Below are 24546 nucleotides of genomic sequence, written 5' to 3' on the forward strand. Positions count from 1 at the left end.
GCCGGTGTTCGCGGCGGTTCGACGCCTCGATGACCCTGCTCCTACAACGACCGCGTTGGCTTCTCAACTCAGCTATAGGCGGCTTTGCTGAGGATATCGCTTACCCACTGGTTGATACTCTTCTCTGCCAACTCGGCCTTGGCGGCCACGCTGGCATGAAGGGTAGGTTCGAGTCGCAGGCTAAGCTTGCCAGAGTAGGTCTTCTGCGGCTCGCGACCCAGGCGTTCGCAAGTCTCAAGATAATCGTCCACGGCTTCTTCGAATGCCTGGCGCAACTCACTGATGGATTCGCCGTGAAAACCGATCACATCGCGAATACCCGCAACGTGGCCGATCAGCAACTGGTCTTCGTCGCTGTATTCGATACGAGCGGCATAGCCGCGGTAAGTCATGACATTCATGGTATTACTCCTGCCTGCTCAAGGAACTGGCGGGCGTCTCGTAGTTGGTAGGGCTTTGCGTGCCTGTCCGGATGAGGGCGGTGGAAGGTTGCCACTGCTCCATTGAGTTCAAAGCGAACCCGTGACCCTCGTCCTTCAATCACTCGGGCACCCAGGGATACCAACAGTGATTCCACTCGCGCCCACTCCAGCGTCCTGGGAACCGGCCTTTTCAGTACTGCTTCAAGTGTGGCTTGCTGATGATTATTCATGGTATCAGATTATGATACCAGCAAGCATGGCTCAATGGATGAGCAGTAGGAGGGAGTAGATCAAGCTTGAAGGAAATGTCTGAGATGTTAACCGAGGGGCAAAGCCCCTCGGTTAACGGTTCGGTCAATGTTTGATCATCACATGCCGCACACAGGTATAGTCCTCCAGCCCATACATCGACATGTCCTTGCCATACCCCGAATGCTTCTGCCCGCCATGGGGCATTTCGCTGACCAGCATGAAGTGGGTGTTCACCCAGGTGCAGCCATACTGCAGGCGTGCCGCCAGGCGGTGGGCGCGGCCGGTGTCGCGGGTCCAGACCGATGAGGCCAGGCCGTAGTTGGAGTCGTTGGCCCATTCCAGCGCCTGCGCTTCGTCGCTGAAACGGGTCACCGACACTACCGGGCCGAACACTTCGTTGCGCACGATCTCGTCATCCTGCAGCGCATCGGCCAGCACAGTCGGCTCGAAGAAGAAACCGTCGCCATCAATCGCCTTGCCGCCCGTAACGAGGCGAATGTGCGGCTGGGCAACCGCGCGTTGCACCAGGCCCGCGACCTTGTCGCGGTGCTGGGCACTGATCAGTGGCCCCAGTTCGGTGTCCTCGGCTTCCTGCAGGCCCGGCTTGAGGCTGGCCACTGCGGCCCCCAGGCGTTCGACGAAGCGCTCGTAGATGCCATCCTGCACGTACAGCCGACAGGCCGCAGTGCAGTCCTGGCCGGCGTTGTAAAAGCCGAAGGTACGGATGCCGTCGATGGCCGCGTCGATGTCGGCATCGTCGAACACCAGCACCGGGGCCTTGCCGCCCAGTTCCATGTGCATGCGTTTCACGCTGTCGGCGGTGGCGCTGATGATGTGTGCGCCGGTGGGGATCGAGCCGGTCAGCGACACCATGCGCACCTTGGGGTGGTTGACCAGTGGGTTGCCGACCGTCTGACCTCGGCCGAAGAGGATGTTCAGCACCCCCGGTGGCAGCAGGTCCTGGGCCAGTTCGCCAAGGCGCAGGGCGGTCAGCGGGGTCAGCTCGGAGGGCTTGATCACCACCGTATTGCCGGCAGCCAGGGCCGGGGCGACCTTCCACGCCAGCATCATCAACGGGTAGTTCCACGGCGCGATCGAGGCCACCACGCCCAGCGGGTCGCGGCGGATCATCGACGTATGGCCCGGCAGGTACTCGCCGGCAGCCGAGCCGCCCAGGCAACGCGCCGCGCCGGCAAAGTAGCGGAACACATCGGCAATTGCCGGAATCTCGTCATTCAGCGCGGCACTCAGCGGCTTACCGCAGTTCTGCGATTCCAGCCGGGCCAGTTCATCGCCGTGCTCTTCGATGGTGTCGGCCAGCGCCAGCAACGTTTGCGAGCGCTCCTTGGGGCTGGTTTGCGACCAGCTGTCGAAGGCCTGGTCAGCGGCGCGTACGGCACAGTCCACCTGGGCTTCGCTGGCTTCGTTGATCTGCGCCAGGGCAGTGCCCAGCGCCGGGTTGAGTACGGTCCAGGCCGGGCCTTCGCCAGCGACCAGTTGGCCATTGATCAGCATCTGCGTTTGCATCGGGGACTCCTCCAGGGTCATTTGCCACTGCCCGCAACGCTTTCGCCGCCACGGGTCAGGTAATAGGCGCCAAGGATCGGCAGCATGGTCACCAGCATCACCAGCATGGCGACCACGTTGGTCACCGGTACGTCGCGCGGGCGGCTGAGCTGGTTGAGCAGCCAGATCGGCAGGGTGCGTTCGTGGCCGGCGGTGAAAGTGGTGACGATGATCTCGTCGAACGACAAGGCAAAGGCCAGCATGCCACCGGCCAGCAGCGCCGAGCCGAGGTTGGGCAGGATGATGTAGCGGAAGGTTTGCCAGCCGTCGGCGCCGAGGTCCATAGAGGCTTCGATCAGGCTCTGCGAAGTACGCCGCAGGCGGGCGATCACATTGTTATAGACAATCACCACGCAGAACGTGGCGTGGCCGACCACGATGGTGAACACACCGGGCTCTATCCCCAAGGTCTTGAACGCCGAGAGCAGGGCGATGCCGGTGATGATGCCGGGCAGGGCGATGGGCAGGATCAGCATCAGCGAAATGCTCTCCTTGCCGAAAAAGCTGCGCCGGTACAGCGCCGCCGAGGCCAGGGTGCCGAGTATCAGGGCGATCAGCGTGGCCAGGCAGGCCACCTGCAGCGACAACTTGATGGCCTCTAGCACATCGGGCCGGGCAAAGGCCACGGTGAACCACTTCAGGGTAAAGCCCTTGGGCGGGAAGCTGAATGCTGCGTCTTCGGTGTTGAAGGCGTAAAGGAAGATGATCAGGATCGGGAAGTGCAGGAACAGCAACCCGCCCCAGGCTACCAGGCGCAGCCCGGTCGAGGCTTTTTCAGAGTGCATCGAAGGCCCCCAGGCGCTTGACGATGGACAGGTATACCGCGATCAGCACGATCGGCACCAGGGTGAACGCGGCGGCCATCGGCATGTTGCCGATCGCTCCTTGCTGGGCATAGACCATGCTACCGATGAAATACCCGGGCGGGCCGACCAGCTGCGGCACGATGAAGTCACCCAGGGTCAGCGAGAAGGTAAAGATCGAGCCAGCCGCAATGCCCGGGATCGACAGTGGCAGGATCACCTGCACGAAGGTTTGCCCAGGCCGGGCGCCGAGGTCAGCCGAGGCTTGCAGCAGCGACGGCGGCAAGCGCTCCAGTGAGGCCTGGATCGGCAGGATCATGAACGGCAGCCAGATGTACACGAACACCATGAAACGCCCCAGGTGCGAAGTCGACAGCGTGCTGCCTCCCACACCTGGCACAGCCAGGACGGCTTGCAGCAGCGCATCCAGGTGCAACTGCTGGAAGAACCACTGGGCCACGCCGCCCTTGGCCAACAGCAGAGTCCAGGCGTAGGTCTTGACGATGTAGCTGGCCCACATCGGCATCATCACCGCGATGTAGAAAAATGCCTTGGTCTTGCCGCTGGTGTAGCGCGCCATGTAGTAGGCGATGGGGAAGGCCAGCACCGCACTGGCCAGCGACACCGCCAGCGCCATACCCAGGGTGCGCAGGATGATGTCGAAGTTCGACGGGTTGAACAGCGCAGTGAAATTGCCCAGGGTCAGGTCCGGGGTCACCGCCATGGTGAAATCGTCGAAGGTATAGAAGCCCTGCCACAGCAGGTTCAGCAGCGAACCCAGGTAGATTGCGCCGAACCAGGTCAGCGGTGGGATCAACAACAGGGCCAGGTACAGGTTAGGGCGCCGGTACAGCAGGTTGGACAGGCCGCGCAGTATGTTCATGTCAGCGGCCCTCGGCTTCCTGCAGCACCGTCATGGCATCACGGGGCCAATGTGCCTGTACCCGTTGCCCGGGTTGCCAGGCCTGTGCCTGCGCTTGCCAGCGGTCGTTGGCCTGGCTTACCGCCAGCAACTGGCCGCTGTCCAGTTGCAGCTCGTAGCGGGTGGCACTGCCCTGATACTGGATATCTTGCAGCAGGCCGCTGACCTGGACGTGCTGGCCGGCTGTGGCGGGGGCACCGAGGCGGATGTGTTCGGGGCGGATGGAGAAGGGCGCCGGGCTACCATTGAGCGCCATGGCCAGTTCGCCACGCACCACATTGGAGGTACCGACGAATTCGGCGACGAAGGTGGTCGCCGGTTGCATGTACAGGTTGCGCGGGGTGTCGACCTGCTCGATGCGGCCGCGGTTGAACACCGCCACCCGGTCGGACATCGACAGGGCCTCCGTCTGGTCGTGGGTGACGAAAATGAAAGTGATGCCCAGCTGGCGCTGCAGTTTTTTCAGCTCGCCCTGCATCTGTTCGCGCAACTTCAGGTCCAGCGCGCCCAGCGGTTCGTCCAGCAGCAATACCCGTGGCCGGTTGACCAGCGCGCGAGCCAGGGCCACGCGCTGGCGCTGGCCACCGGACAGCTGTGCCGGCTTGCGCGTGCCGTAGCCCGCCAGGGCTACCATCGCCAGGGCTTCTTCGGCGCGGCTGTGGCGTGCGGCCTTGGCCACTCCTTTTACCTTCAGGCCATAAGCGATGTTGTCCAGCACGTTCATGTGCGGGAACAGTGCGTAGTCCTGGAATACGGTGTTGACGTCGCGCTGGTAAGGCGGCACGCCGGCGGCTTCGACGCCGTGGATGCGGATCGAACCGCTGGTGGGTTGCTCGAAGCCGGCGATCAGGCGCAGGCAGGTGGTCTTGCCCGAACCAGAGGGGCCGAGCATGGAGAAGAATTCGCCATCGATGATGTCGATGCTGACCTGGTCGACGGCCTTGACCTCGCCGAAGGTGCGGGAAACCTGGGTGAACTGGACGGCTAGGGGCATGCGTTGGCTCCAGGCATCTAAGTTTCTCCTGTGCCGGCCTCTTCGCGGGTGAACCCGCTCCCACAGGTAAAGCGCCACCCGTACAGGCGGAGATGAACCTGTGGGAGCGGGTTTACCCGCGAAGAGGCCGGCACAGGCATTCAGGCAACCTCAGCGCCCACCCATGATCGCAATGTAATCCTGGGTCCAGCGGCTATACGGCACGAACTTGCCCCCCTGAGCCTGTGGGGTTTTCCAGAAGGCGATCTTGTCGAAATTGTCGAAACCGTTGGTCTTGCAGCCTTCGGCCCCCAGCAGCTCACTGCCGGTGCAGGCCGCCGGCACCGCCGGCAACGATCCGAACCAGGCCGCCACGTCACCCTGTACCTTCGGCTGCAGCGACCAGTCCATCCACTTGTAGGCACAGTTGGGGTGCTTGGCCTCGCTGTGCAGCATGGTGGTGTCGGCCCAGCCGGTCGCGCCTTCCTTGGGAATGGTCGAGGCCACTGGCTGCTTCTCGGCCTTCAGGCCATTGACCATGTAACCCCAGGAACTGGAGGCGACCACGCCTTCATTCTTGACATCGCTCATCTGCACCGTAGCGTCATGCCAGTAGCGGTGGATCAGTGGTTGCTGCTGGCGCAGCAGTTCCAGTACGGCTTTGTACTGTGCTTCGCTCAGCTGGTACGGGTCCTGGATGCCCAGCTCCGGCTTGGCCGTCTTGAGGTACAACGCCGCATCGGCGATGTAGATCGGCCCATCGTAGGCCTGCACGCGCCCCTTGTTCGGCTTGCCATCGGGCAGGTTCTGCGGCTCGAACAGTACCCCCCAGCTGGTGGGCGCCTGCTTGAACACGTCGGTGTTGTACAGCAGCACGTTCGGCCCCCATTGGTACGGGGTGCCGTAGACCTGTTTGTCGACCACGTACCAGCTACCGTTCTGTAGCCGTGGGTCGATGTTCTTCCAGTTGGGGATCAAGGCGGTGTTGATCGGCTGTACCCGCTTGCCCGCGATCAGCCGCAGCGAAGCATCGCCCGAGGCGGTGACCAGGTCGTAACCGCCCTTGGTCATCAGGCTGACCATCTCGTCCGAGGTGGCGGCGGTCTTGACGCTGACCTTGCAGCCGGTTTCCTTCTCGAAGCCGGTTACCCAGTCGTAGGCCTTGTCGCTTTCACCGCGCTCGATGTAGCCGGGCCAGGCGACGATGTCCAGGCGCCCCTCGCCAGGCCCCAGGGCCTTGGGTGGTTCGCTAGCCTGCAGGCTGGCGCTGGCCAGCACGGCGCAGGCGGCGCCGAGCAATGCGGTCTTGTGCACTGACATGGTGTTCCCTCTTCTTGGAGATTTTGGTCGGGGCAGTCATCAAGCAAGCCGTGAAGCGATCGTTATAAGCGTAGTGCGGTTGCGCGCAGTATTGGCGATACCGAGTCTAGTTGGCTTTTTGCCAGCCAATGCAACATCTGGAAGCAAATCCCCCCATGGCGATCGGTCGGGCAGGGCTTAACCTGACGGCTCCCTTGGCCAACACGGAGACCGTTTGATGAATACCCGGGGATTGCTCGACCAGTTGCTCAAGTCCGGTCAGGACTTGCTCGCCAGTCAGGCCGGCAAGGGCAGCTCTGGCAAGCCTGGCACCAGTGCCGATGGCCTTGGCAGCCTGCTTTCCGGCGCCGGTGGCGGCGCCCTGGCAGCGGGCGCCATGGGCTTGCTGCTGGGTAACAAGAAAGCTCGCAAATATGGCGGCAAGGCCCTCACCTATGGCGGCTTGGCCGCGCTGGGTGTGCTGGCATACAAGGCCTATGGCAACTGGCAGGCGAGCCAGCAGCAGGCTGCCGCCGAACCACAGACGGTCGATCGCCTGCCGCCGGCCCAGGCCGAGCAGCACAGCCAGGCGGTGTTGCGGGCGCTGGTGGCGGCAGCCAAGTCCGATGGCCATATCGACGAGCGCGAGCGGGCGCTGATCGAGGGCGAGTTCACTCGCCTGGATACTGACCGTGAACTGCAGCACTGGCTGCATGCCGAGTTGAACAAGCCACTGGACCCGGCCGAAGTGGCTCGTGCCGCGCAAACGCCGGAGATGGCCGCCGAGATGTACCTGGCCAGCGTGATGATGGTTGACCAGGAAAACTTCATGGAGCGCGCCTACCTTGACGAACTGGCCCGCCAGCTGCGCCTGGCCCCGGCCCTGCGCCAGGAACTGGAGAGCCAGGCAAGGCAGGCGGTAGCGCAGTAGCACTGCTTGGCACGGCATTTTCAGCCCCTGTGAGATCGAGCGCCGCCCACTCGGCGCTCGATCTCACAGGGGCTGAAAATGTCGCGGCAAGCGCCCGGTGGCTTTTACCCCATACCCCATACCCTACATTTCAGCCGCATGAGCGCGGGGCGCCTGGGCTATACTTCGGCGATTTTCCCGCTCGTTGTGAATTCCTGAGGGCTGAATGTGAAAAACTGGACCTTGCGCCAACGGATCCTGGCAAGTTTCGCCGTGATCATCGCCATCATGCTGCTGATGATCGTGGCCGCCTACTCGCGGTTGGTGACCATCGCGTCCGCCGAGCAGGCAGTGGGGAGCGACAGCATTCCCGGGGTGTACTACAGCTCGATGATCCGTAGCGCCTGGGTCGACAGCTATGTCACCAGCCAGCAACTGGTGGGCCTGTCCAACCGTCGTGAAATCACCTCGGCCGACATGGAACTGTTCAAAGGTTTCGAGGACCGTCTGAAGCAGTACATGGCACGTTACCAGGCCACGATCCTGAGCCAAGCCGACCAGAGCCACTTCGACACCTTCGTGCAACTCGAAGAAAACTACATGAAGATCGTCGGCCAGGTACTGGACGCTTACCGTCAGCACGACTATGACGGAGCCCAGCGGTTGATCAACGAGGAGCTCACCCCGGCCTGGGTGGATGGGCGCAAGCATCTGAACCAGGTTATCGAAGACAATCGGACCTCTGCTGAAGCTGCCACCAACGAAATTGTCAGCGCCGTGAGCACGGCCAAGGGCAGCATGGTGGTTTCGCTGTTGCTGGCGATCATCGCCGCAGGTATATGCGGCCTGCTGCTGCTACGCGCCATCACTGCGCCCGTGCAGCACATTGTCCATGCCCTCGACAAGCTGCGCTCAGGCGACCTGAGCATGCGCCTGAGCCTGGAGCGCAAGGACGAGTTCGGCGCCATCGAAAGCGGCTTCAACGAAATGGCCGAGGCCCTGGCCAACCTGGTATCCCAGGCCCAGCGTTCGTCGGTGCAGGTGACCACCTCGGTGACCGAAATTGCCGCCACCTCCAAGCAACAGCAGGCCACCGCCACCGAGACGGCCGCCACCACTACCGAAATCGGTGCCACCTCCCGGGAGATCGCCGCCACTTCGCGTGACCTGGTGCGCACCATGACCGAAGTTACCGCCGCTGCCGACCAGGCCTCCAGCCTGGCCGGTTCCGGCCAGCAGGGCCTGGCGCGTATGGAGGAGACCATGCACCAGGTGATGGGCGCCGCCGACCTGGTTAACGCCAAGCTGGGCATCCTCAACGAAAAGGCCAGCAACATCACCCAGATGGTGGTGACCATCGTCAAGGTTGCCGACCAGACCAACCTGCTGTCGCTCAACGCTGCCATCGAAGCGGAAAAGGCCGGCGAGTACGGCCGCGGCTTTGCCGTGGTGGCCACCGAAGTGCGCCGCCTGGCCGACCAGACTGCCGTGGCCACCTACGACATCGAACAGATGGTGCGCGAGATCCAGTCGGCGGTGTCGGCCGGGGTCATGGGCATGGACAAGTTTTCCGAAGAAGTACGCCGCGGCATGTTCGAGGTGCAGCAGGTGGGCGAGCAGCTCAGCCAGATCATCCACCAGGTGCAGGCCCTGGCGCCGCGCGTGCTGATGGTCAACGAAGGCATGCAGGCCCAGGCCACGGGTGCCGAGCAGATCAACCAGGCGCTGGCCCAGCTCAGCGATGCCAGCACCCAGACCGTCGAGTCGCTGCGCCAGGCCAGTTTCGCCATCGATGAGCTGAGCCAGGTGGCCGCTGGCCTGCGTGGCGGCGTGTCACGCTTCAAAGTCTGACTGCGATGAACGACTTGCAACCGCGCGCCGCGCGGGCGGGCAACGCCAAGGGGGCGTTGTACCTGCAGTTTCGCATCGGGGAGCAACGCTTTGCCCTGAGTGTGCACGAAGTGATCGAGGTGTTGCCGCGCCAGCCGCTCAAGCCGATCGCCAAGGCGCCTGCCTGGGTCGCGGGCATCCTTGCACACCGAGACATGCTGGTGCCGGTGGTCGACCTGGCGGCGTTGAGCTTCGGCCAATCGGCAGCGCAGCGCACCAGTACCCGTCTGGTGCTGGTGCATTACCGAGGCGGCCTGCAGCTTGGCCTGATCCTGGAACAGGCCACCGAAACCCTGCGTTGTCACCCCGACGAGTTCCAGCCGTATGGCGTGGACAGCGGCGAGGCCCCGTACCTGGGCCCGGTGCGTCAGGATGCGCAGGGCTTGTTGCAGCGCATCGAAGTCAACGACCTGCTGCCCGATGCCGTGCATGAATTGTTGTACGCGGATGATCCGACAGGGATGCCGAGATGAACGAACAGCGTTTCTTCCGCTTCTTGCGCGAACGTATCGGCCTGGATGTGGAGTCGGTGGGCGCGCCCATGGTCGAGCGTGCGCTGCGCCAGCGTTGCGTCGCCGTGAACGCCGCGGACCTGGATGATTACTGGCTGCACCTGCAGCAGTCGATGGCTGAGCAACAGGCGCTGATCGAGGCCGTCATCGTCCCGGAAACCTGGTTCTTCCGTTACCCCGAATCCTTCACCGCGTTGGCCGGCCTGGCGCACAAGCGCCTGGCCGAGCTGGCCGGGGCGCGTCCGCTGCGTTTGCTCAGCCTGCCATGCTCGACCGGCGAGGAACCCTATTCGCTGGCCATGGCCTTGCTCGATGCCGGCATCGCGCCGGGGGCGTTCCTGATCGACGGCATGGACATCAGCCCCAGTTCGGTGGCCAAGGCGGGGCAGGCCGTGTACGGACGCAATGCCTTCCGTGGCAGCGACCTGAGCTTTCGCGAGCGCTACTTCGATGCCCTCGACGAAGGGCACCACCTGCATGAGCGGGTGCGCGAGCAAGTCAGCTTGCAGGTAGGCAACGTGCTCGACCCGGCACTGGCCAGCCGCGATGGCCTGTACGACTTCGTGTTCTGCCGCAACCTGCTGATCTATTTCGATGTGCCGACCCAGCAACGGGTGTTCGAAGTGCTCAAGCGCCTGCTGCACCCACAGGGCGTGCTGTTCATCGGCCCGGCCGAAGGCAGCTTGCTGGCGCGGATGGGCATGCGTCCGCTGGGCATTGCGCAGTCGTTCGCCTACGTGCGCCAGGAGGGCGGCGGCCCTGCGCTGGCCATGCCTCCGGTCCAGCCCTCGCGGCGCATGTCACCAGCACTGGTCACGCCAGGCTATTCGCCACCGAACGCAGCGTTGCCGCGCCCTTTGCGCGTGCTGCCCGCGGCGGCCAAGCCAGCGCCGGCGCGCGAGCACAAGCACGAGGAGGCAAGCGAGTTGCTGGCCAGCATTGCCCGGCTTGCCAATGCCGGCGCCAGCGAACAGGCCCGCGCCGAATGCCAGCGCTACCTGGGCCTGTTCGCGCCTTCGGCGCAGGTTTACTACTGGCTTGGGCTGCTCAGCGATACCGAGGGCGATGCGCAGCAAGCTCTGACCCACTATCGCAAAGCCCTGTACCTGGAACCGCAACACCCCGAGGCCCTGGTGCACCTGGCGGCCTTGCTGGCGGCCCAGGGCGACCTGGCCGGTGCCCGGCGTTTGCAGGAGCGCGCTGCGCGGGTTGGCCGGGGGTCTGAACGATGAAGGAGTCCGCGATGCAATTGCTCGCCGAGGCTGACGCGCACGTCGACGATTGCTGGAACCGCATTGGCGTACATGGCGACAAGCAGTGCCCGTTGCTGGAACGCCATGTTCACTGCCGCAACTGCGAGGTATATGCCGCTGCGGCCACGCGCCTGCTCGACCGCTACGCGTTGATGCAAGACCATCAGGCTGGCGTAGCGACGCCGGTCGAGGAAAGCACCGGCCGCTCCATGCTGCTGTTCCGCCTCGGCGAAGAATGGCTGGCGCTGGCCACCACCTGCCTGGCCGAAATTGCCCCGCTGCAGGTGGTGCATTCGCTGCCGCACCAGCGCTCGCGGGTGTTGCTGGGGGTGGTCAACGTGCGCGGTGCGCTGGTGCCGTGCCTGTCATTGGCTGACCTGCTGGGTGTACAGGCCAGTGCTGCCGAGCAACGCAGCAGCCGGGCGATGCCTCGCATGCTGATCCTGGCCGCCGAGGGCGGGCCGGTAGTGATGGCGGTCGAGGAAATCGACGGTATTCACCAGCTCGACCCGCTGCTGCTGGGCAGCGACCAGGACGCCTCCCTCTTCACCGCCGCGGTCCTGCAATGGCGAGGCCGCAGTGTGCGGGTACTGGACGATCAACACTTACTGTCTGCCGTGCAGCGGAGCCTGTCATGACCCCAGAGCAAATGCGCGACGCATCGTTGCTCGAACTGTTCAGCCTGGAGGCCGAGGCGCAGACCCAGGTGCTCAGCGCCGGCCTGATGGCGCTGGAGCGTAACCCCACGCAGGCTGACCAACTCGAGGCCTGCATGCGCGCCGCCCACTCGCTGAAGGGCGCGGCGCGGATCGTCGGGGTGGACGCTGGCGTCAGTGTCGCCCACGTCATGGAGGACTGCCTGGTGGCCGCCCAGGAGGGGCGGCTGCGCCTTGGCACTGAGCATATCGACGCCCTGTTGCAGGGCACCGACCTGCTGATGCGCATCGCCACGCCTGGCGATGCCGGGGCGCAGGCGACCCTGCCGGTGTTCCTTGCGCAAATGGCCGGTCTGCTCGACCCGGGGGCGGCAGCTATGCCCCCTTTGTCGCCAGCCGTTCCAGCGCCGCCGGAAGCGCCAGTGCAAACCGCGCGAGCCGAACCTCTGCCGTTGCCTGTGGAACCCTTGGAGTCAGAGCTTGAGCTGGCCCCACGTCGCAAGGCCGGCAAGCGCGCCAGCGAAGGCACGGAGCGGGTGCTGCGGGTCACCGCCGACCGCCTCAACAGCCTGCTCGACCTGTCCAGCAAGTCGCTGGTGGAGACCCAGCGGCTCAAGCCTTACCTGGCTACCCTGCAGCGCCTCAAGCGTATGCATGGCCAGGGCATGCAGGCGCTCGACGGCCTGCGCATGCAGCTGGAGGACAGTGGCCAGAGCAGCGAGGTGCTGGAAGCGTTGGCTCAGACCCAGCGCCTGCTGGCGGAAACCCAGCAGATCCTGCAGCAGCAGGCAGCTGACCTGGACGAATTCGGCTGGCAAGCCAGCCAGCGCGCACAACTGCTGTACGACACCGCGCTGGCCTGCCGGATGCGGCCGCTTGCCGACGTGTTGACCGGCCAGAGCCGCATGGTGCGTGACCTCGGCCGCTCGCTGGGCAAGCCGGTGCGGCTGCTGGTGGAAGGGGAGAAGACCCAGGTCGACCGCGATGTGCTGGAAAAGCTCGAAGCACCGCTGACCCACCTGTTGCGCAACGCGGTCGACCACGGCATCGAACTGCCCGAGCGTCGCCTGCTGGCGGGCAAGGCGGAGGAGGGAGTAATCCGCCTGCGTGCCTCGCACCAGGCCGGTATGCTCAGCCTGGAACTGATCGACGACGGTGCCGGTATTGACCTTGAGCGCCTGCGCAGCAGCATCGTCGAGCGTTCCCTGTCACCCGCCGACACAGTGGCGCGGATGAGCGAGGCAGAGTTGATGACGTTCCTGTTTCTGCCCGGTTTCAGCCTGCGCGACAAGGTCACCGAGGTGTCCGGGCGCGGCGTGGGTCTGGATGCGGTGCAGCACATGATCCGTGAGTTGCGCGGCTCGATCGAGCTGACCCAGCTGGCCGGGCAGGGCTGCCGTTTTCACCTGCAGGTGCCGCTGACCCTGTCGGTGGTGCGCAGCCTGGTGGTCGAGGTTGGGGGGGAGGCCTATGCCTTCCCGCTCGCCCATATCGAACGCTCGCTGAAAGTGAACGCCGAAGAGATCGTGCAGATCGAAGGGCGCCAGCACTTCTGGCATGAAGGCCGGCATATTGGCCTGGTCGCGGCCAGCCAACTGCTCAACCGCCCGGCCGGGCAAACGCAGGAGAGCAGCCTGTGGGTAGTGGTGATCCGTGAGCGAGAGCAACTGTACGGCGTGGCCGTGGAGCGGCTGGTGGGCGAGCGGGTGTTGGTAGTGATGCCGCTCGACCCACGGCTGGGCAAGGTGCGGGACATTTCCTCCGGTGCCTTGCTCGACGATGGCTCGGTGGTGCTGATCGTCGATGTCGAGGACCTGCTGCGGTCAGTGGAGAAACTGCTCAGTACCGGCAGTCTGGAACGTATCGAGCGCAGTAGCAGCGGCGCCCGTGGCGTGGCGCGCAAGCGCATCCTGGTGGTCGACGATTCGCTGACAGTGCGTGAACTGCAGCGCAAGCTGCTCGGCAACCGTGGCTACGACGTGGCCGTGGCGGTGGATGGCATGGACGGCTGGAATGCCCTGCGTGGCGAGGACTTCGACCTGCTGATCACCGACATCGATATGCCGCGCATGGATGGCATCGAGCTGGTCACCCTGGTGCGCCGCGACCAGCGCCTGCAATCGCTGCCAGTGATGGTGGTGTCCTACAAGGACCGTGAGGAAGATCGACGGCGTGGCCTGGATGCCGGCGCCGACTACTATTTGGCAAAGGCCAGTTTCCACGACGATGCGTTGCTTGATGCTGTGATTGAGCTGATCGGAGGTGCTCAGGGATGAAGATCGCCATCGTCAACGATATGCCCATGGCCGTCGAGGCGCTGCGCCGGGCGGTCGCCTTCGAACCCGAGCACCAGGTGATATGGGTGGCCGGCAATGGAGCCGAGGCGGTGCGGCGTTGCGCGGAGCAGTTGCCCGACCTGATTCTCATGGACCTGATCATGCCGGTGATGGACGGCGTCGAGGCCACCCGCAGGATCATGGCCGAAACCCCCTGTGCCATCGTGATCGTAACGGTCGACCGCAAGCAGAACATGCACCGGGTGTTCGAGGCCATGGGGCACGGCGCCCTCGACGTGGTCGACACCCCGGCGCTGGGGGCGGGCGACCCGCGCGAAGCGGCAGCGCCACTGCTGCGCAAGATTCTCAACATAAGCTGGCTGATCGGCCAGCAGCGTGCACCGGCCGCACGCCCGGTCGCTGCGCCCGTACGGGCCGCGTCCCAGCACCGCGGGCTGGTGGCTATCGGCTCGTCCGCGGGTGGCCCGGCCGCCCTCGAAGTGCTGCTCAAGGGCCTGCCGGAGGCGTTCCCGGCGGCCATCGTGCTGGTCCAGCATGTGGACCAGGTGTTTGCCGCGGGCATGGCCGAATGGCTCAGCAGCGCGGCGGGCCTGCCGGTGCGCCTGGCCCGTGAAGGCGAACCGCCCCAGCCCGGTCAGGTACTGCTGGCCGGCACCAACCACCACATCCGCCTGCTACAGAACGGCCAACTGGCCTACACTGCCGAACCAGTCAATGAAATCTACCGGCCCTCGATCGATGTGTTCTTCGAGAGTGTGGCGCGCTATTGGACCGGCGATGCGGTGGGCGTGTTGCTTACCGGCATGGGCCGCGACGGTGCCCAGGGGCTGAAGCTGATGCGCCAGCAGGGCTTCCTGACCATTGCCCAGAACCAGGCCAGCAGCGCGGTGTACGGGATGCCCAAGGCCGCTGCGGCCATCGATGCAGCGGTGGAAGTCCGCCCGCTGGAGCGTATAGCCGGGCGCTTGATGGAATTTTTCGCAAAATGACGAAGTGTATTGAATCACGCCGCCAGGCCGGCAGTGATCGGGTGAACAGGTATGAATGATTTACCGATCGAAGGTTTCACGACCCCCAACGAGAACTCGGCGATGGTGCTGCTGGTCGACGACCAGGCCATGATCGGCGAGGCGGTGCGGCGTGGCCTGGCCAATGAAGACAACATCGACTTCCATTTCTGCGCCGACCCGCACCAGGCAGTGGCCCAGGCCGTGCGCATCAAGCCCACGGTGATCCTCCAGGACCTGATCATGCCCGGCCTGGACGGGCTGACCCTGGTGCGTGAATACCGCAACAACCCGTCGACCCAGGACATCCCGATCATCGTCCTGTCGACCAAGGAAGACCCGCTGGTCAAGAGCGCAGCCTTTGCTGCCGGGGCCAACGATTACCTGGTCAAGCTGCCGGACACCATCGAGCTGGTGGCGCGCATTCGCTATCACTCGCGCTCCTACCTGACCTTGCTGCAGCGCGACGAGGCCTACCGCGCCTTGCGCGTCAGCCAGCAGCAGTTGCTCGACTCCAACCTGATGCTGCAGCGGCTGATGAACTCCGATGGCCTGACCGGGTTGTCCAACCGCCGCCACTTCGACGAGTACCTGGAGCTGGAGTGGCGCCGTGCCATGCGTGAACAGCAGCAATTGTCGCTGCTGATGATCGACGTGGACTTCTTCAAGGCCTACAACGACAGCTTCGGCCACCTGGCCGGTGACGAGGCCCTGCGCCAGGTGGCTGAGGCGATACGCGGCTCGTGCTCGCGGCCGACCGACCTGCCGGCGCGCTATGGCGGCGAGGAGTTCGTCCTGGTGTTGCCCAACACCTCGCCGGGTGGGGCACGGCTGGTGGCCGAGAAGCTGCGCCAGACCGTACTCGGCCTGGGCATCCCGCACACCGCCCCGGTGGCTAACTCGTACCTGACCGTGAGCATCGGCCTGGCCACCCAGACCCCGACCATCGGCAGCCATTGCCGGCAGCTGATTTCGGCCGCGGACAAAGGCCTGTACCAGGCCAAGAATGGCGGGCGCAACCAGGTCGGCATCGCCTGAAACGCTGAAACCTGCACGGTCCAACAGGGGCCGTGCCATTTCTGAATGTTCTTTGCATATGCTACCGCCCGGCGGGTCTGCCGCCCTGCGGCGGACTCGGTTATACTCGCAGGCTTTTCACCGAATTCGCACGAGTAGCCCGCCCATGGAAATCCAACCGATCCTGAACACCATCAAGGACCTCACCGAGCGTTCCCAGTCCATTCGGGGGTATCTTTGACTACGATCACAAGCATGACCGCCTGATCGAAGTCAACCGCGAGCTGGAAGACCCCAACGTCTGGAACAAGCCCGAGTACGCCCAGGCCCTTGGCCGCGAGCGTGCCATGCTGGCACAGGTCGTCGAGACCCTGGACAAGCTGTCCGGCGGCCTGGCGGACTGCCAGGACCTGCTCGACATGGCCGTCGAGGAAAATGACGAAGGCGCCGTCGGCGACGTAGTGACCGAGCTGGAAGGCCTGGAAGAAAAACTGGCCCAGCTTGAGTTCCGTCGCATGTTCAGCGGCGAGATGGACATGAACAACGCCTACCTGGATATCCAGGCCGGCTCTGGTGGTACCGAAGCGCAGGACTGGGCCAACATCCTGCTGCGCATGTACCTGCGCTGGGCCGACAAGCGTGGTTTTGATGCCACCATCATCGAGCTTTCCGAAGGTGAAGTCGCTGGCATCAAGGGGGCCACCGTGCATGTCAAGGGCGAGTACGCCTTTGGCTGGCTGCGCACCGAGATCGGCGTGCACCGCCTGGTGCGCAAGAGCCCGTTCGACTCCGGTGCCCGTCGCCACACCTCGTTCTCCGCGGTGTTCGTATCGCCCGAGATCGACGACAAGGTCGAGATCGAGATCAACCCGGCCGACCTGCGCATCGACACCTACCGTTCCTCCGGTGCCGGTGGTCAGCACGTGAACACCACCGACTCGGCGGTGCGTATCACCCACGTGCCGACCAACACCGTGGTGGCCTGCCAGAACGAACGCTCCCAGCACGCCAACAAGGACACCGCCATGAAAATGCTGCGGGCCAAGTTGTACGAGCTGGAAATGCAGAAGCGCAACGCCGCCTCGCAGGCGCTGGAAGACAGCAAGTCGGACATTGGCTGGGGCCACCAGATCCGCTCCTACGTGCTGGATGACTCGCGTATCAAGGACCTGCGTACCGGCGTCGAGCGCAGCGACTGCCAGAAGGTCCTGGACGGCGACCTCGACCAGTACCTGGAAGCGAGCCTCAAGCAGGGGCTGTAAACCGCACACAACCGCCGCGGTACCTGGCCTGGGGCCGGTATCGCGTGCCCTGCCCGAAAGGGGCAATGAACACTTGATGGAAAGAATGACGAAATGAGCGACCTCAAGACCGAAGTGCAAGACCTGCAACAGGAAGAAAACGCCCTGATCGCCCTGCGCAAGGAAAAGCTTGCCGCCGAGCGCGCCAAGGGCAATGCCTTCCCCAATGACTTCCGTCGCGACAGCTACTGCAACGACCTGCAGAAACAGTACGCGGACAAGACCAAGGAAGAACTGGAAGCTGCAGCGATCCCGGTCAAGGTTGCTGGCCGCATCATGCTCAACCGCGGCTCGTTCATGGTCATTCAGGACATGACCGGTCGTATCCAGGTCTACGTCAACCGCAAGACCTTGTCGGAAGAAACCCTGGCCGCGGTCAAGACCTGGGACCTGGGTGACATCATCAGCGCCGAAGGCACCCTGGCCCGTTCCGGCAAGGGCGACCTGTACGTCGAAATGACCAACGTGCGCCTGCTGACCAAGTCGCTGCGCCCCCTGCCCGACAAGCACCACGGCCTGACCGACACCGAACAGCGCTACCGCCAGCGTTACGTCGACCTGATGGTCAATGAAGAAACCCGCCACACCTTCCGTGTGCGTTCGCAGGTGATTTCGCACATCCGCAAGTTCCTCATCGAGCGCGACTTCCTCGAAGTCGAGACGCCGATGCTGCAGACCATCCCGGGTGGTGCCGCGGCCAAGCCGTTCGAAACCCACCACAACGCCCTGGACATGGCCATGTTCCTGCGTATTGCGCCGGAGCTGTACCTCAAGCGCCTGGTGGTTGGTGGCTTCGAGAAGGTGTTCGAGATCAACCGCAACTTCCGTAACGAAGGCGTTTCGACTCGTCACAACCCTGAATTCACCATGCTCGAGTTCTACCAGGCCTACGCCGACTATCGCGACAACATGGACCTCACCGAGGAACTGTTCCGCGAGCTGGCGCAGCTGGTACTGGGCACTACCGACGTACCGTACGGCGACAAGGTATTCCACTTCGGTGAGCCGTTCGCCCGCCTGTCGGTATTCGACTCGATCCTCAAGTACAACCCGGAGCTGAGCGCTGCCGACCTGCAGGACGTCGACCGCGCCCGCGAGATCGCCAAGAAAGCCGGCGCCAAGGTGCTGGGCCACGAAGGCTTGGGCAAGCTGCAGGTGATGATTTTCGAAGAGCTGGTCGAGCACAAGCTGGAGCAGCCGCACTTCATCACCGAGTACCCGTTCGAAGTGTCGCCGCTGGCCCGTCGCAACGACGACAACCCGGCTGTTACCGACCGTTTCGAGCTGTTCATCGGTGGCCGCGAGATCGCCAATGCCTACTCCGAGCTCAACGATGCCGAAGACCAGGCCGAGCGCTTCCTGGCCCAGGTGGCCGAGAAGGACGCAGGTGACGACGAAGCCATGCACTACGACGCCGACTTCGTTCGCGCCCTGGAGTACGGCATGCCGCCGACTGCAGGTGAAGGTATCGGTATTGACCGTCTGGTGATGCTGCTGACCAACTCGCCGTCGATCCGCGACGTGATCCTGTTCCCGCACATGCGTCCGCAGGCCTGAGTGAATTGAACGAGCCGCCTTTCGAGGCGGCTTTTTCTTGCCTGAAGCTTTATGTTGTCAGTACCGGCCTCTTCGCGGCTAAAGCCGCTCCCACAGGGCCCCCACTACCCTCAGGCTGGTGCGGTCCCTGTGGGAGCGGCTTTAGCCGCGAAGAGGCCGGTACTGACGAAACACTGTCCATGAGGTACCCCCCGTGACACCCGCAATGCCTCACCAGGGCGCCGCCGGCATCGCCACCGCCGTCGCCGAAAGCGTGCAATACCAAGGCCGCAAGACTGCCCGCCAGGGCAGCGAGCAGCGCCGCCAACTGATCCTCGACGCCGCCATGCGCATTGTCGTGCGCGATGGCGTGCGCGGTGTGCGCCACCGCGCCGTGGCCACCGAGGCCGGTGTGCCGCTGTCGGCCACCACCTACTACTTCAAGGACATCGAGGACCTGCTCACCGATACCTTCGCCCAGTATGTCGAGCGCAGCGCCGCTTACATGGCCAAGCTTTGGGCCAATACCGAGGTGGTATTGCGCCAGCTGCTGGCCCAGGGCGACGGCAGCCCGCAGGCGCGGGCACGGTTGGCTGAAGAGGTAGCGCGCATGACTGCCGACTACGTACAGCGGCAACTGCTGACCCGCCGTGACTTCCTGATGGCCGAGCAGGCTTTCCGCCAGGAGGCGCTGCTGTGCCCGCGCCTGGCCGAACTGGTATGCGCCCATGAGCAGATCCTGCTGCATGGCACCCGGCAGTTGCTGCAGGTGGTGGGCTCGCGGCAACCGGAGCAGGACGCCCAAATGTTGACGGCGATTATCGAGCAGATGGAATATCAGGGCCTGCTCAAGGATGCGAACGCGCAAGCCGATGGGCAGATGCTCGCTATGCTTAGCCGATACCTGCAACTGGTGCTGGCATCGGCCTGAGCCGAGACCGACTTCTCAAGGAGAACCTGATGAAAGCCTGGCGTGTGGTGTTGTTGACTCTGTCATTCCTGCTGCTGGGCGGTTGTCTGGTGACCTTCCACGAGCCCTTGCCGAGCAACCAGGCGGCGCCCAAGGCCCTGCTTGGCAAGTGGAGCAGCAAGGACGCCTGGGGCGAGCCGCTGAAGCTGGTGATCAGCCGTAGCGGCGGCGATGCCTACAAGGCGGTGGCCACGGCCAAGGGCAAGGCCCCTGAGGAATACGTGTTCACCGTGTCGCGCCACGGCAATCGCTGGTACCTGTCGGCTGGCGTGCCCAAGCGCCTGGGTGGCAACTTCCTGATTGGCGGTTTCGATATCGTCGATGGCAAGGAACTGGTGGTCTACAACCTGGATGTCGAGCAGGTGCAGCAGGCGGTGGACAAGAAGGAGCTGACCGGGCGCAGCACCGAGGTGCCAGAAGACAACGGCGACGGCGTGCTGATCGACAGCCCGTCGGCGCGGGTGCTGGCGTACCTGGACGACCCGGCCAACTCCGACCTGTTCATCGAAGTGGCGCGGTTCCAGCGCTCCGGCAAGTAGTTACCTGTGCCGGCCCGGGTTTCCTGTAGGAGCAGCCTTGTGCTGCGAAGAGGCCAGCAGGGCAAACCATTTCTATTGCCGCTAATGGCCTCTTCGCAGCACAAGGCTGCTCCTACAGGAACCGAGGCCGGTTCAGGCAATGCAAGGCTTGGCACTTTGTTCCAATAAGGAGTCCCCGGTGGACGAATACCAGCAAACCATACGTGCCCTGTCCGACCGCATCGTTGCGGCACAGACCCCGATCCGGGTGCTGGACGCGGTGAAGTGGGACGACAACATCCGCCAGGGCTTCCTCAAGGCCAAGGGCAAGGAGCCGCCGGCCGTCGACCGTGCCTACTACCAGTCGCGCCCGCTGGCGTTCGATTCCAGCGCGGTCAAGGCCGAGTTCCAGGGCATCGAGCGCGACATCATTCGCCAGCTCGGCCAGTTCAACCCGGTCGGGCAGATCATGAAGCGCATGTGCCGCGAATACCGCATGGTCGTGCGCATGCTCGAAGCGCGCGGCACCGAGGATTTCGGCCTGATCTCTCAGGAACTGTACGGTGCTGCCTCGGACGCATTCCACGCCGGTGACCCGACCCTGGCCGACCTTGGCCTGATGCTGTCGGACTACCTGAACAACATTGATGGCCGTGGCGACCTCAAGGACGAGCCGAAGAACCTCACTGCCAAGGAGGCCGTGGAAATCCTCCAGCACCGGCTGAACAAGGTATTCGGCGAGGCCGAGGAGACCATCCGTGTGTTCGAGTCCGACGGTATCGTCGCCGATGCAGCGGCCGGGGCCGACTACATCAAGGTGCGTGCCGACGCCATGTTCAACTCTCGTGATGTCCGCGCCCTGGAGGTGCACGAAGGGCTGGTGCATGTCGGCACCACGCTCAACGGCCTGAACCAGCCTATCTGTACCTTCCTGGCCAAGGGCCCACCCTCGTCGACGGTGACCCAGGAAGGCCTTGCCATCCTCATGGAGGTGATCGCCTTCGCCTCCTACCCCAGCCGCCTGCGCAAGCTCACCAACCGCACCCGCGCCATCCACATGGTCGAGGAGGGTGCCGATTTCATGCAGATCTACAGCTTCTTCCGCGAGCAGGGGTTCGACATGGCGCAGAGCTACAGCAACGCCAGCAGGGTGTTCCGCGGGTCGGTGCCCAATGGCCTGCCATTTACCAAGGACTTGTCCTACCTCAAAGGCTTCATCATGGTTTACAACTACATTCAGTTGGCCGTGAAGAAGGGCAAGCTCGAGCAGATCCCGTTGCTGTTCTGTGGCAAGACCACCCTGGAAGACATGCGCACCCTGCGACAGCTGGTCGAGGAAGGTCTGGTCGAGCCGCCCAAGTACCTGCCCGAACAGTTCCGCGACCTCAACGCGCTATCGGCCTGGATGTGCTTTTCCAACTTCCTCAACCACCTGAGCCTGGACCGCATTGAAGCCGACTACGCGAACATTCTCTGAGTGCTGCCGCCTGCTGGCCCTGGGTTTGATCCTGCTGGGCCTGGGCGGTTGCAGCAGCCTGTTGTTCTATCCCGAGCGTGGCCAGCCGTTCACGCCCGAGCGAGCCAGGCTCGAGTACCGCGATGTCACCCTGACCACGGCTGACGGCATCCGCCTGCATGGCTGGTGGTTGCCTGCCAAGGCCGGGGTCGAGGTCAAGGGCACGGTGCTGCACCTGCACGGCAATGGCGGCAACCTGCCTGGGCACCTGGGCGGCAGCTACTGGCTGCCGGAACAGGGCTACCAGGTGCTGATGATCGATTACCGCGGCTATGGCCTGTCCCAGGGTGAGCCGAGCCTGCCCGAGGTGTACGAGGACATCGCCGCGGCGATGGCGTGGCTGGACCAGGCGCCCGAGGTCAAGGGCAAGCCGCTGGTGCTGCTGGGGCAGAGCCTGGGCGGCGCCATGGCCATTCACTACCTGGCGGCCCACCCCGAGCAGCGCCAGCGTTTCAGCGCCCTGGTGTTCGACGGCGTGCCGGCCAGCTACCGTGCGGTCGGGCGCTTTGCCCTCAGCACCTCGTGGATGACCTGGCCGCTGCAGGTGCCGCTGTCGTGGCTGGTGCCGGACGGCGACAGCGCGATCCGCTCGATCGAGCAACTGAGCAGCCCACCCAAGCTGTTCTTCCACAGCATCGACGACACCCTGGTGCCGATGGACAACGGCATCCGCCTGTACCAGCACGCGCCAGCGCCACGGGTGCTGCAACTGACCCGTGGTGGCCATGTGCAAACCTTCGCCGACCCGACGTGGCGCCAGGTGATGTTGCGTTTCCTCGACGACCCCAGCCATTTCAACGGCCTGCGGCGGCTGGCCGAAGTGCCCAATTACCCTGACGAGAAGAACAAGCAATGAGTGAAGAACGCAACGCCATCCCGCTGATCCTGACCGGTGTCGGTAGCATCATCGTGACGGTGGGGGCCTTGTGGTATTACGGATACCTGCATTTTGCCAAGCCCGAGGATGCCCTGTTGCTGCAGGACTTCACCATGCTCAAGACCATCCCCGGCGAGGACTACAAGGTCTCGCTGGATCCGGCACCACAACTGGCCCAGTGCGTCGATGGCGTGCTGGTGCTGTTCGACACCCAGCAAAAAGGGCTGACCGGCGTGCTGGTGGACAACCGCAAGCGCGCGGTGCGGTGCATGGGCGAGGAAACGCCGCAGCAGGTACAGTGAGCCATTATCTCTACTGCTTGTGCTGGCCCTTTCGCGGCTAAAGCCGCTCCCACAGGATCGGGCTGTGCGCGGTCCTTGTGGGAGCGGCTTTAGCCGCGAAAGGGCCGGAGCAGGCAAAAGAAAGCCCCGCTTCGATCGCGGGGCTTGTCAGTTCAGCTAGCCAGCCTTACTGCTGTACCTGGCTCACCGAGCGCGGCGCTACCGGCTGGTTGTCGTTGGAGATGGTCACCTCCACCCGACGGTTCTGCGCCCGCCCCGAATTGCTCGAGTTGTCCGCCACCGGGTACTCCTTGCCATAGCCCTGGGCGACGATGCGTGCCGGGTCGACGCCGGCACGTACCAGTGCCATGCGCACGCTGTTGGCGCGGCGCTCCGACAGGCCCTGGTTGTAGTTGGCCGAGCCGACGCTGTCGGTATAGCCCTCGACGATCACCTTGCGTTCCGGGTTTTCCTGAAGGAACTGCGCCAGCTTGGTGATGTTCGGGTAGGCGTTGCTCTTGAGCTCGGCCTTGTTGAAGTCGAACAGCACGTCACCGAAGGTGACCAGCGTGCCGCGGTCGGTCTGCTTGGCGTTGAGGCTGTCCTGCAGCTTGGCGATCTGCGCGTCGCGGGCGTCCAGCTTGGCCTGGGCGCGCTGGGCGGAGGCGTTCTTCAGTTCGCCTTCGGCAGTGCGCAGAGCGATGGTCTGCTTGGCCACCTCGACACGCTGGTTGGTCAGGTAGGCCAACTGGTCGACCTTCTTCTCGTCTTCACGGTCCATGTAGGCCTTGTCGGCCTTGTTCAGCCAGTCCTGGGCGTCCTTGGTCTCCAGCGCAGCAACCTTGCTCGATTGCGGGTCGCTCTGCAGCGAGGAGAAGTTGGTGCGGGCCGCTTCGAGATTGGCGTTAGGGTCGTGCGAGCAGGCAGCAAGGCCGACGCTCAGAGCCAGCAGGGCGGGAATCATGACGTAGTTGCGCATAGTGTTCATCCTTTGATCGTGTGCGAAGACCGGGGTTGGCGGGGCAGGGCTCATTGAGCGCTGCGCAGGCCTTCCTCACGTACGTCCTGGACGCCCTCGCGGGCATCCTGCACGGCCTTCTGGGCCTTGGCCGCCTGGGCCTTGCGTTCGGCGAGGCGGGCGTCCCATTCGGCCTGTTCGGCCAGGCGCCTGGCGTCGTCGTATTTCTTGTCATGCATGGCGATCTCGGCCTGCTTGAACTTGTCCTGAGCCGCTTTCATTTCCACGGCGGCGAACTCGGTGCCACCAGCACTGACGGCGGAGTTCACGGCGGACTGGGTGACGGCATACTGCTCGGTTGGCGGGTTGCCCGCACAGCCGGCCAGGACCAGGCTACTGCCCAGGGCCAGCGCTGCCAGCTTGAACCCGCGTGCATGAGTGGATGAGGGGTTGCAAGTGCGAGTTTTCTTGGTGGTCAGTTCCATTGGATCACTCCTGTTTACGACGTTGTCCGTAGCAGTCCATCGCTCGTTCCCTGACACGTGCGCGCGCTTCAGCTCAACGGTGCACAACGGCAGGTGTGCAGGGTTTTAGCGTGATGGCTATTGGCTGTGACTGATGCGTTTTTCGGATAGTTCAGAAAAATTTGATCATGTCTGGGGTTTGTGGCGCCTGAGAGATCGAGCGCCGCGCGGGCGGCGCTCGATCTCCCGGGCGCTGCAAAACTCACGACCTACACCTTCGCTATTCGCTATTCGCTATCAGCCCCAGGATTGCTCAGGGCGTGCAGATGCTGTCGTGACAGTGACA

General features: G+C 64.0%; 24 protein-coding genes. 15 read left to right on the forward strand and 9 right to left on the reverse strand.

Annotated features, from left to right (window positions below; genetic code table 11):
* Positions 1-68: 68 nt before the first annotated feature.
* The 7 genes from CAY82_RS19380 to ydcS form a co-directional block, all read right to left on the reverse strand.
* Positions 69-401, reverse strand: a complete 333-nt coding sequence (locus CAY82_RS19380; RefSeq protein WP_003252175.1) for a type II toxin-antitoxin system HicB family antitoxin — start codon at positions 399-401, stop codon at positions 69-71.
* Positions 398-652 carry a type II toxin-antitoxin system HicA family toxin gene (locus tag CAY82_RS19385; RefSeq protein WP_087502647.1) on the reverse strand — a complete coding sequence of 85 codons (255 nt, stop codon included), beginning with the start codon at positions 650-652 and terminating at the stop codon, positions 398-400. The genes CAY82_RS19380 and CAY82_RS19385 overlap by 4 nt, the downstream gene beginning before the upstream one ends.
* A gap of 124 nt (positions 653-776) precedes the next feature.
* The gene (locus CAY82_RS19390; RefSeq protein ID WP_087502648.1) at positions 777-2201 is read right to left on the reverse strand and encodes a gamma-aminobutyraldehyde dehydrogenase; all 1425 of its coding nucleotides are present in this window, start codon (positions 2199-2201) and stop codon (positions 777-779) included.
* A gap of 17 nt (positions 2202-2218) precedes the next feature.
* Entirely contained in the window at positions 2219-3025 is an 807-nt protein-coding gene (locus tag CAY82_RS19395; protein WP_087502649.1) for an ABC transporter permease, read from the reverse strand.
* A complete protein-coding gene (locus CAY82_RS19400) occupies positions 3015-3926 on the reverse strand; it encodes an ABC transporter permease (protein ID WP_087502650.1) in 912 nt (303 codons plus the stop codon). The genes CAY82_RS19395 and CAY82_RS19400 overlap by 11 nt, the downstream gene beginning before the upstream one ends.
* A 1-nt stretch (position 3927) precedes the next feature.
* Positions 3928-4959, reverse strand: a complete 1032-nt coding sequence (locus tag CAY82_RS19405; protein ID WP_087502651.1) for an ABC transporter ATP-binding protein — start codon at positions 4957-4959, stop codon at positions 3928-3930.
* A 150-nt stretch (positions 4960-5109) separates the two neighbouring features.
* The gene (gene ydcS / locus CAY82_RS19410; protein WP_087502652.1) at positions 5110-6258 is read right to left on the reverse strand and encodes a putative ABC transporter substrate-binding protein YdcS; all 1149 of its coding nucleotides are present in this window, start codon (positions 6256-6258) and stop codon (positions 5110-5112) included.
* A gap of 217 nt (positions 6259-6475) precedes the next feature.
* Between ydcS and CAY82_RS19415 the strand changes: the two genes are divergently transcribed.
* From CAY82_RS19415 to CAY82_RS19480, 15 genes are all read left to right on the forward strand, one after another.
* Entirely contained in the window at positions 6476-7168 is a 693-nt protein-coding gene (locus CAY82_RS19415; RefSeq protein ID WP_087502653.1) for a tellurite resistance TerB family protein, read from the forward strand.
* Between the two features lie 207 nt (positions 7169-7375).
* Complete coding sequence (locus tag CAY82_RS19420) at positions 7376-8998, forward strand: methyl-accepting chemotaxis protein (protein WP_087502654.1); 1623 nt, start codon at positions 7376-7378, stop codon at positions 8996-8998.
* Between the two features lie 5 nt (positions 8999-9003).
* Complete coding sequence (locus tag CAY82_RS19425; protein ID WP_087502655.1) at positions 9004-9510, forward strand: chemotaxis protein CheW; 507 nt, start codon at positions 9004-9006, stop codon at positions 9508-9510.
* Positions 9507-10781 (forward strand): protein-glutamate O-methyltransferase CheR, encoded by a 1275-nt coding sequence (locus tag CAY82_RS19430; RefSeq protein ID WP_087502656.1) that lies wholly within the window; start codon positions 9507-9509, stop codon positions 10779-10781. The genes CAY82_RS19425 and CAY82_RS19430 overlap by 4 nt, the downstream gene beginning before the upstream one ends.
* Positions 10778-11440 (forward strand): chemotaxis protein CheW, encoded by a 663-nt coding sequence (locus CAY82_RS19435; protein WP_087502657.1) that lies wholly within the window; start codon positions 10778-10780, stop codon positions 11438-11440. The genes CAY82_RS19430 and CAY82_RS19435 overlap by 4 nt, the downstream gene beginning before the upstream one ends.
* The gene (locus CAY82_RS19440) at positions 11437-13734 is read left to right on the forward strand and encodes a hybrid sensor histidine kinase/response regulator (RefSeq protein WP_087502658.1); all 2298 of its coding nucleotides are present in this window, start codon (positions 11437-11439) and stop codon (positions 13732-13734) included. The genes CAY82_RS19435 and CAY82_RS19440 overlap by 4 nt, the downstream gene beginning before the upstream one ends.
* Entirely contained in the window at positions 13731-14744 is a 1014-nt protein-coding gene (gene wspF, locus CAY82_RS19445) for a Wsp signal transduction system protein-glutamate methylesterase WspF (RefSeq protein ID WP_087502659.1), read from the forward strand. The genes CAY82_RS19440 and wspF overlap by 4 nt, the downstream gene beginning before the upstream one ends.
* A gap of 51 nt (positions 14745-14795) precedes the next feature.
* A complete protein-coding gene (gene wspR / locus CAY82_RS19450) occupies positions 14796-15800 on the forward strand; it encodes a Wsp signal transduction system regulator diguanylate cyclase WspR (RefSeq protein ID WP_087502660.1) in 1005 nt (334 codons plus the stop codon).
* Between the two features lie 145 nt (positions 15801-15945).
* A protein-coding gene (gene prfB / locus CAY82_RS26245) for a peptide chain release factor 2 (RefSeq protein WP_123084286.1) occupies positions 15946-17041 on the forward strand; the annotation gives its coding sequence in 2 pieces (ribosomal slippage) (positions 15946-16017 and positions 16019-17041; 1095 coding nt in all).
* Positions 17042-17134: 93 nt separating this feature from the next.
* Positions 17135-18637 carry a lysine--tRNA ligase gene (gene lysS / locus CAY82_RS19455; protein WP_087502661.1) on the forward strand — a complete coding sequence of 501 codons (1503 nt, stop codon included), beginning with the start codon at positions 17135-17137 and terminating at the stop codon, positions 18635-18637.
* 205 nt (positions 18638-18842) lie between these two features.
* On the forward strand, positions 18843-19547 hold the full coding sequence (locus tag CAY82_RS19460; protein ID WP_087502662.1) for a TetR/AcrR family transcriptional regulator: 705 nt from the start codon (positions 18843-18845) through the stop codon (positions 19545-19547).
* Positions 19548-19576: 29 nt separating this feature from the next.
* On the forward strand, positions 19577-20125 hold the full coding sequence (locus tag CAY82_RS19465; RefSeq protein WP_087502663.1) for a hypothetical protein: 549 nt from the start codon (positions 19577-19579) through the stop codon (positions 20123-20125).
* A gap of 139 nt (positions 20126-20264) precedes the next feature.
* Positions 20265-21581, forward strand: coding sequence for a flavohemoglobin expression-modulating QEGLA motif protein (locus tag CAY82_RS19470; protein WP_170931106.1), 1317 nt, complete (start codon positions 20265-20267; stop codon positions 21579-21581).
* Positions 21553-22476, forward strand: coding sequence for an alpha/beta hydrolase (locus tag CAY82_RS19475; protein ID WP_087502665.1), 924 nt, complete (start codon positions 21553-21555; stop codon positions 22474-22476). Before CAY82_RS19470 ends, CAY82_RS19475 begins: the two co-directional genes overlap by 29 nt.
* Complete coding sequence (locus CAY82_RS19480; RefSeq protein WP_087502666.1) at positions 22473-22799, forward strand: hypothetical protein; 327 nt, start codon at positions 22473-22475, stop codon at positions 22797-22799. The genes CAY82_RS19475 and CAY82_RS19480 overlap by 4 nt, the downstream gene beginning before the upstream one ends.
* Positions 22800-22965: 166 nt before the next feature.
* On the opposite strand, the gene CAY82_RS19485 is transcribed toward CAY82_RS19480, so the two are convergent.
* Positions 22966-23757 (reverse strand): OmpA family protein, encoded by a 792-nt coding sequence (locus CAY82_RS19485; RefSeq protein ID WP_087502667.1) that lies wholly within the window; start codon positions 23755-23757, stop codon positions 22966-22968.
* A gap of 50 nt (positions 23758-23807) precedes the next feature.
* Positions 23808-24221: a DUF4398 domain-containing protein gene (locus CAY82_RS19490; protein ID WP_087502668.1), complete on the reverse strand. Its 414-nt coding sequence runs from the start codon at positions 24219-24221 to the stop codon at positions 23808-23810.
* Positions 24222-24546 lie beyond the last annotated feature (325 nt).

Source organism: Pseudomonas sp. SID14000, assembly GCF_002165135.1.
Lineage (GTDB): Bacteria > Pseudomonadota > Gammaproteobacteria > Pseudomonadales > Pseudomonadaceae > Aquipseudomonas.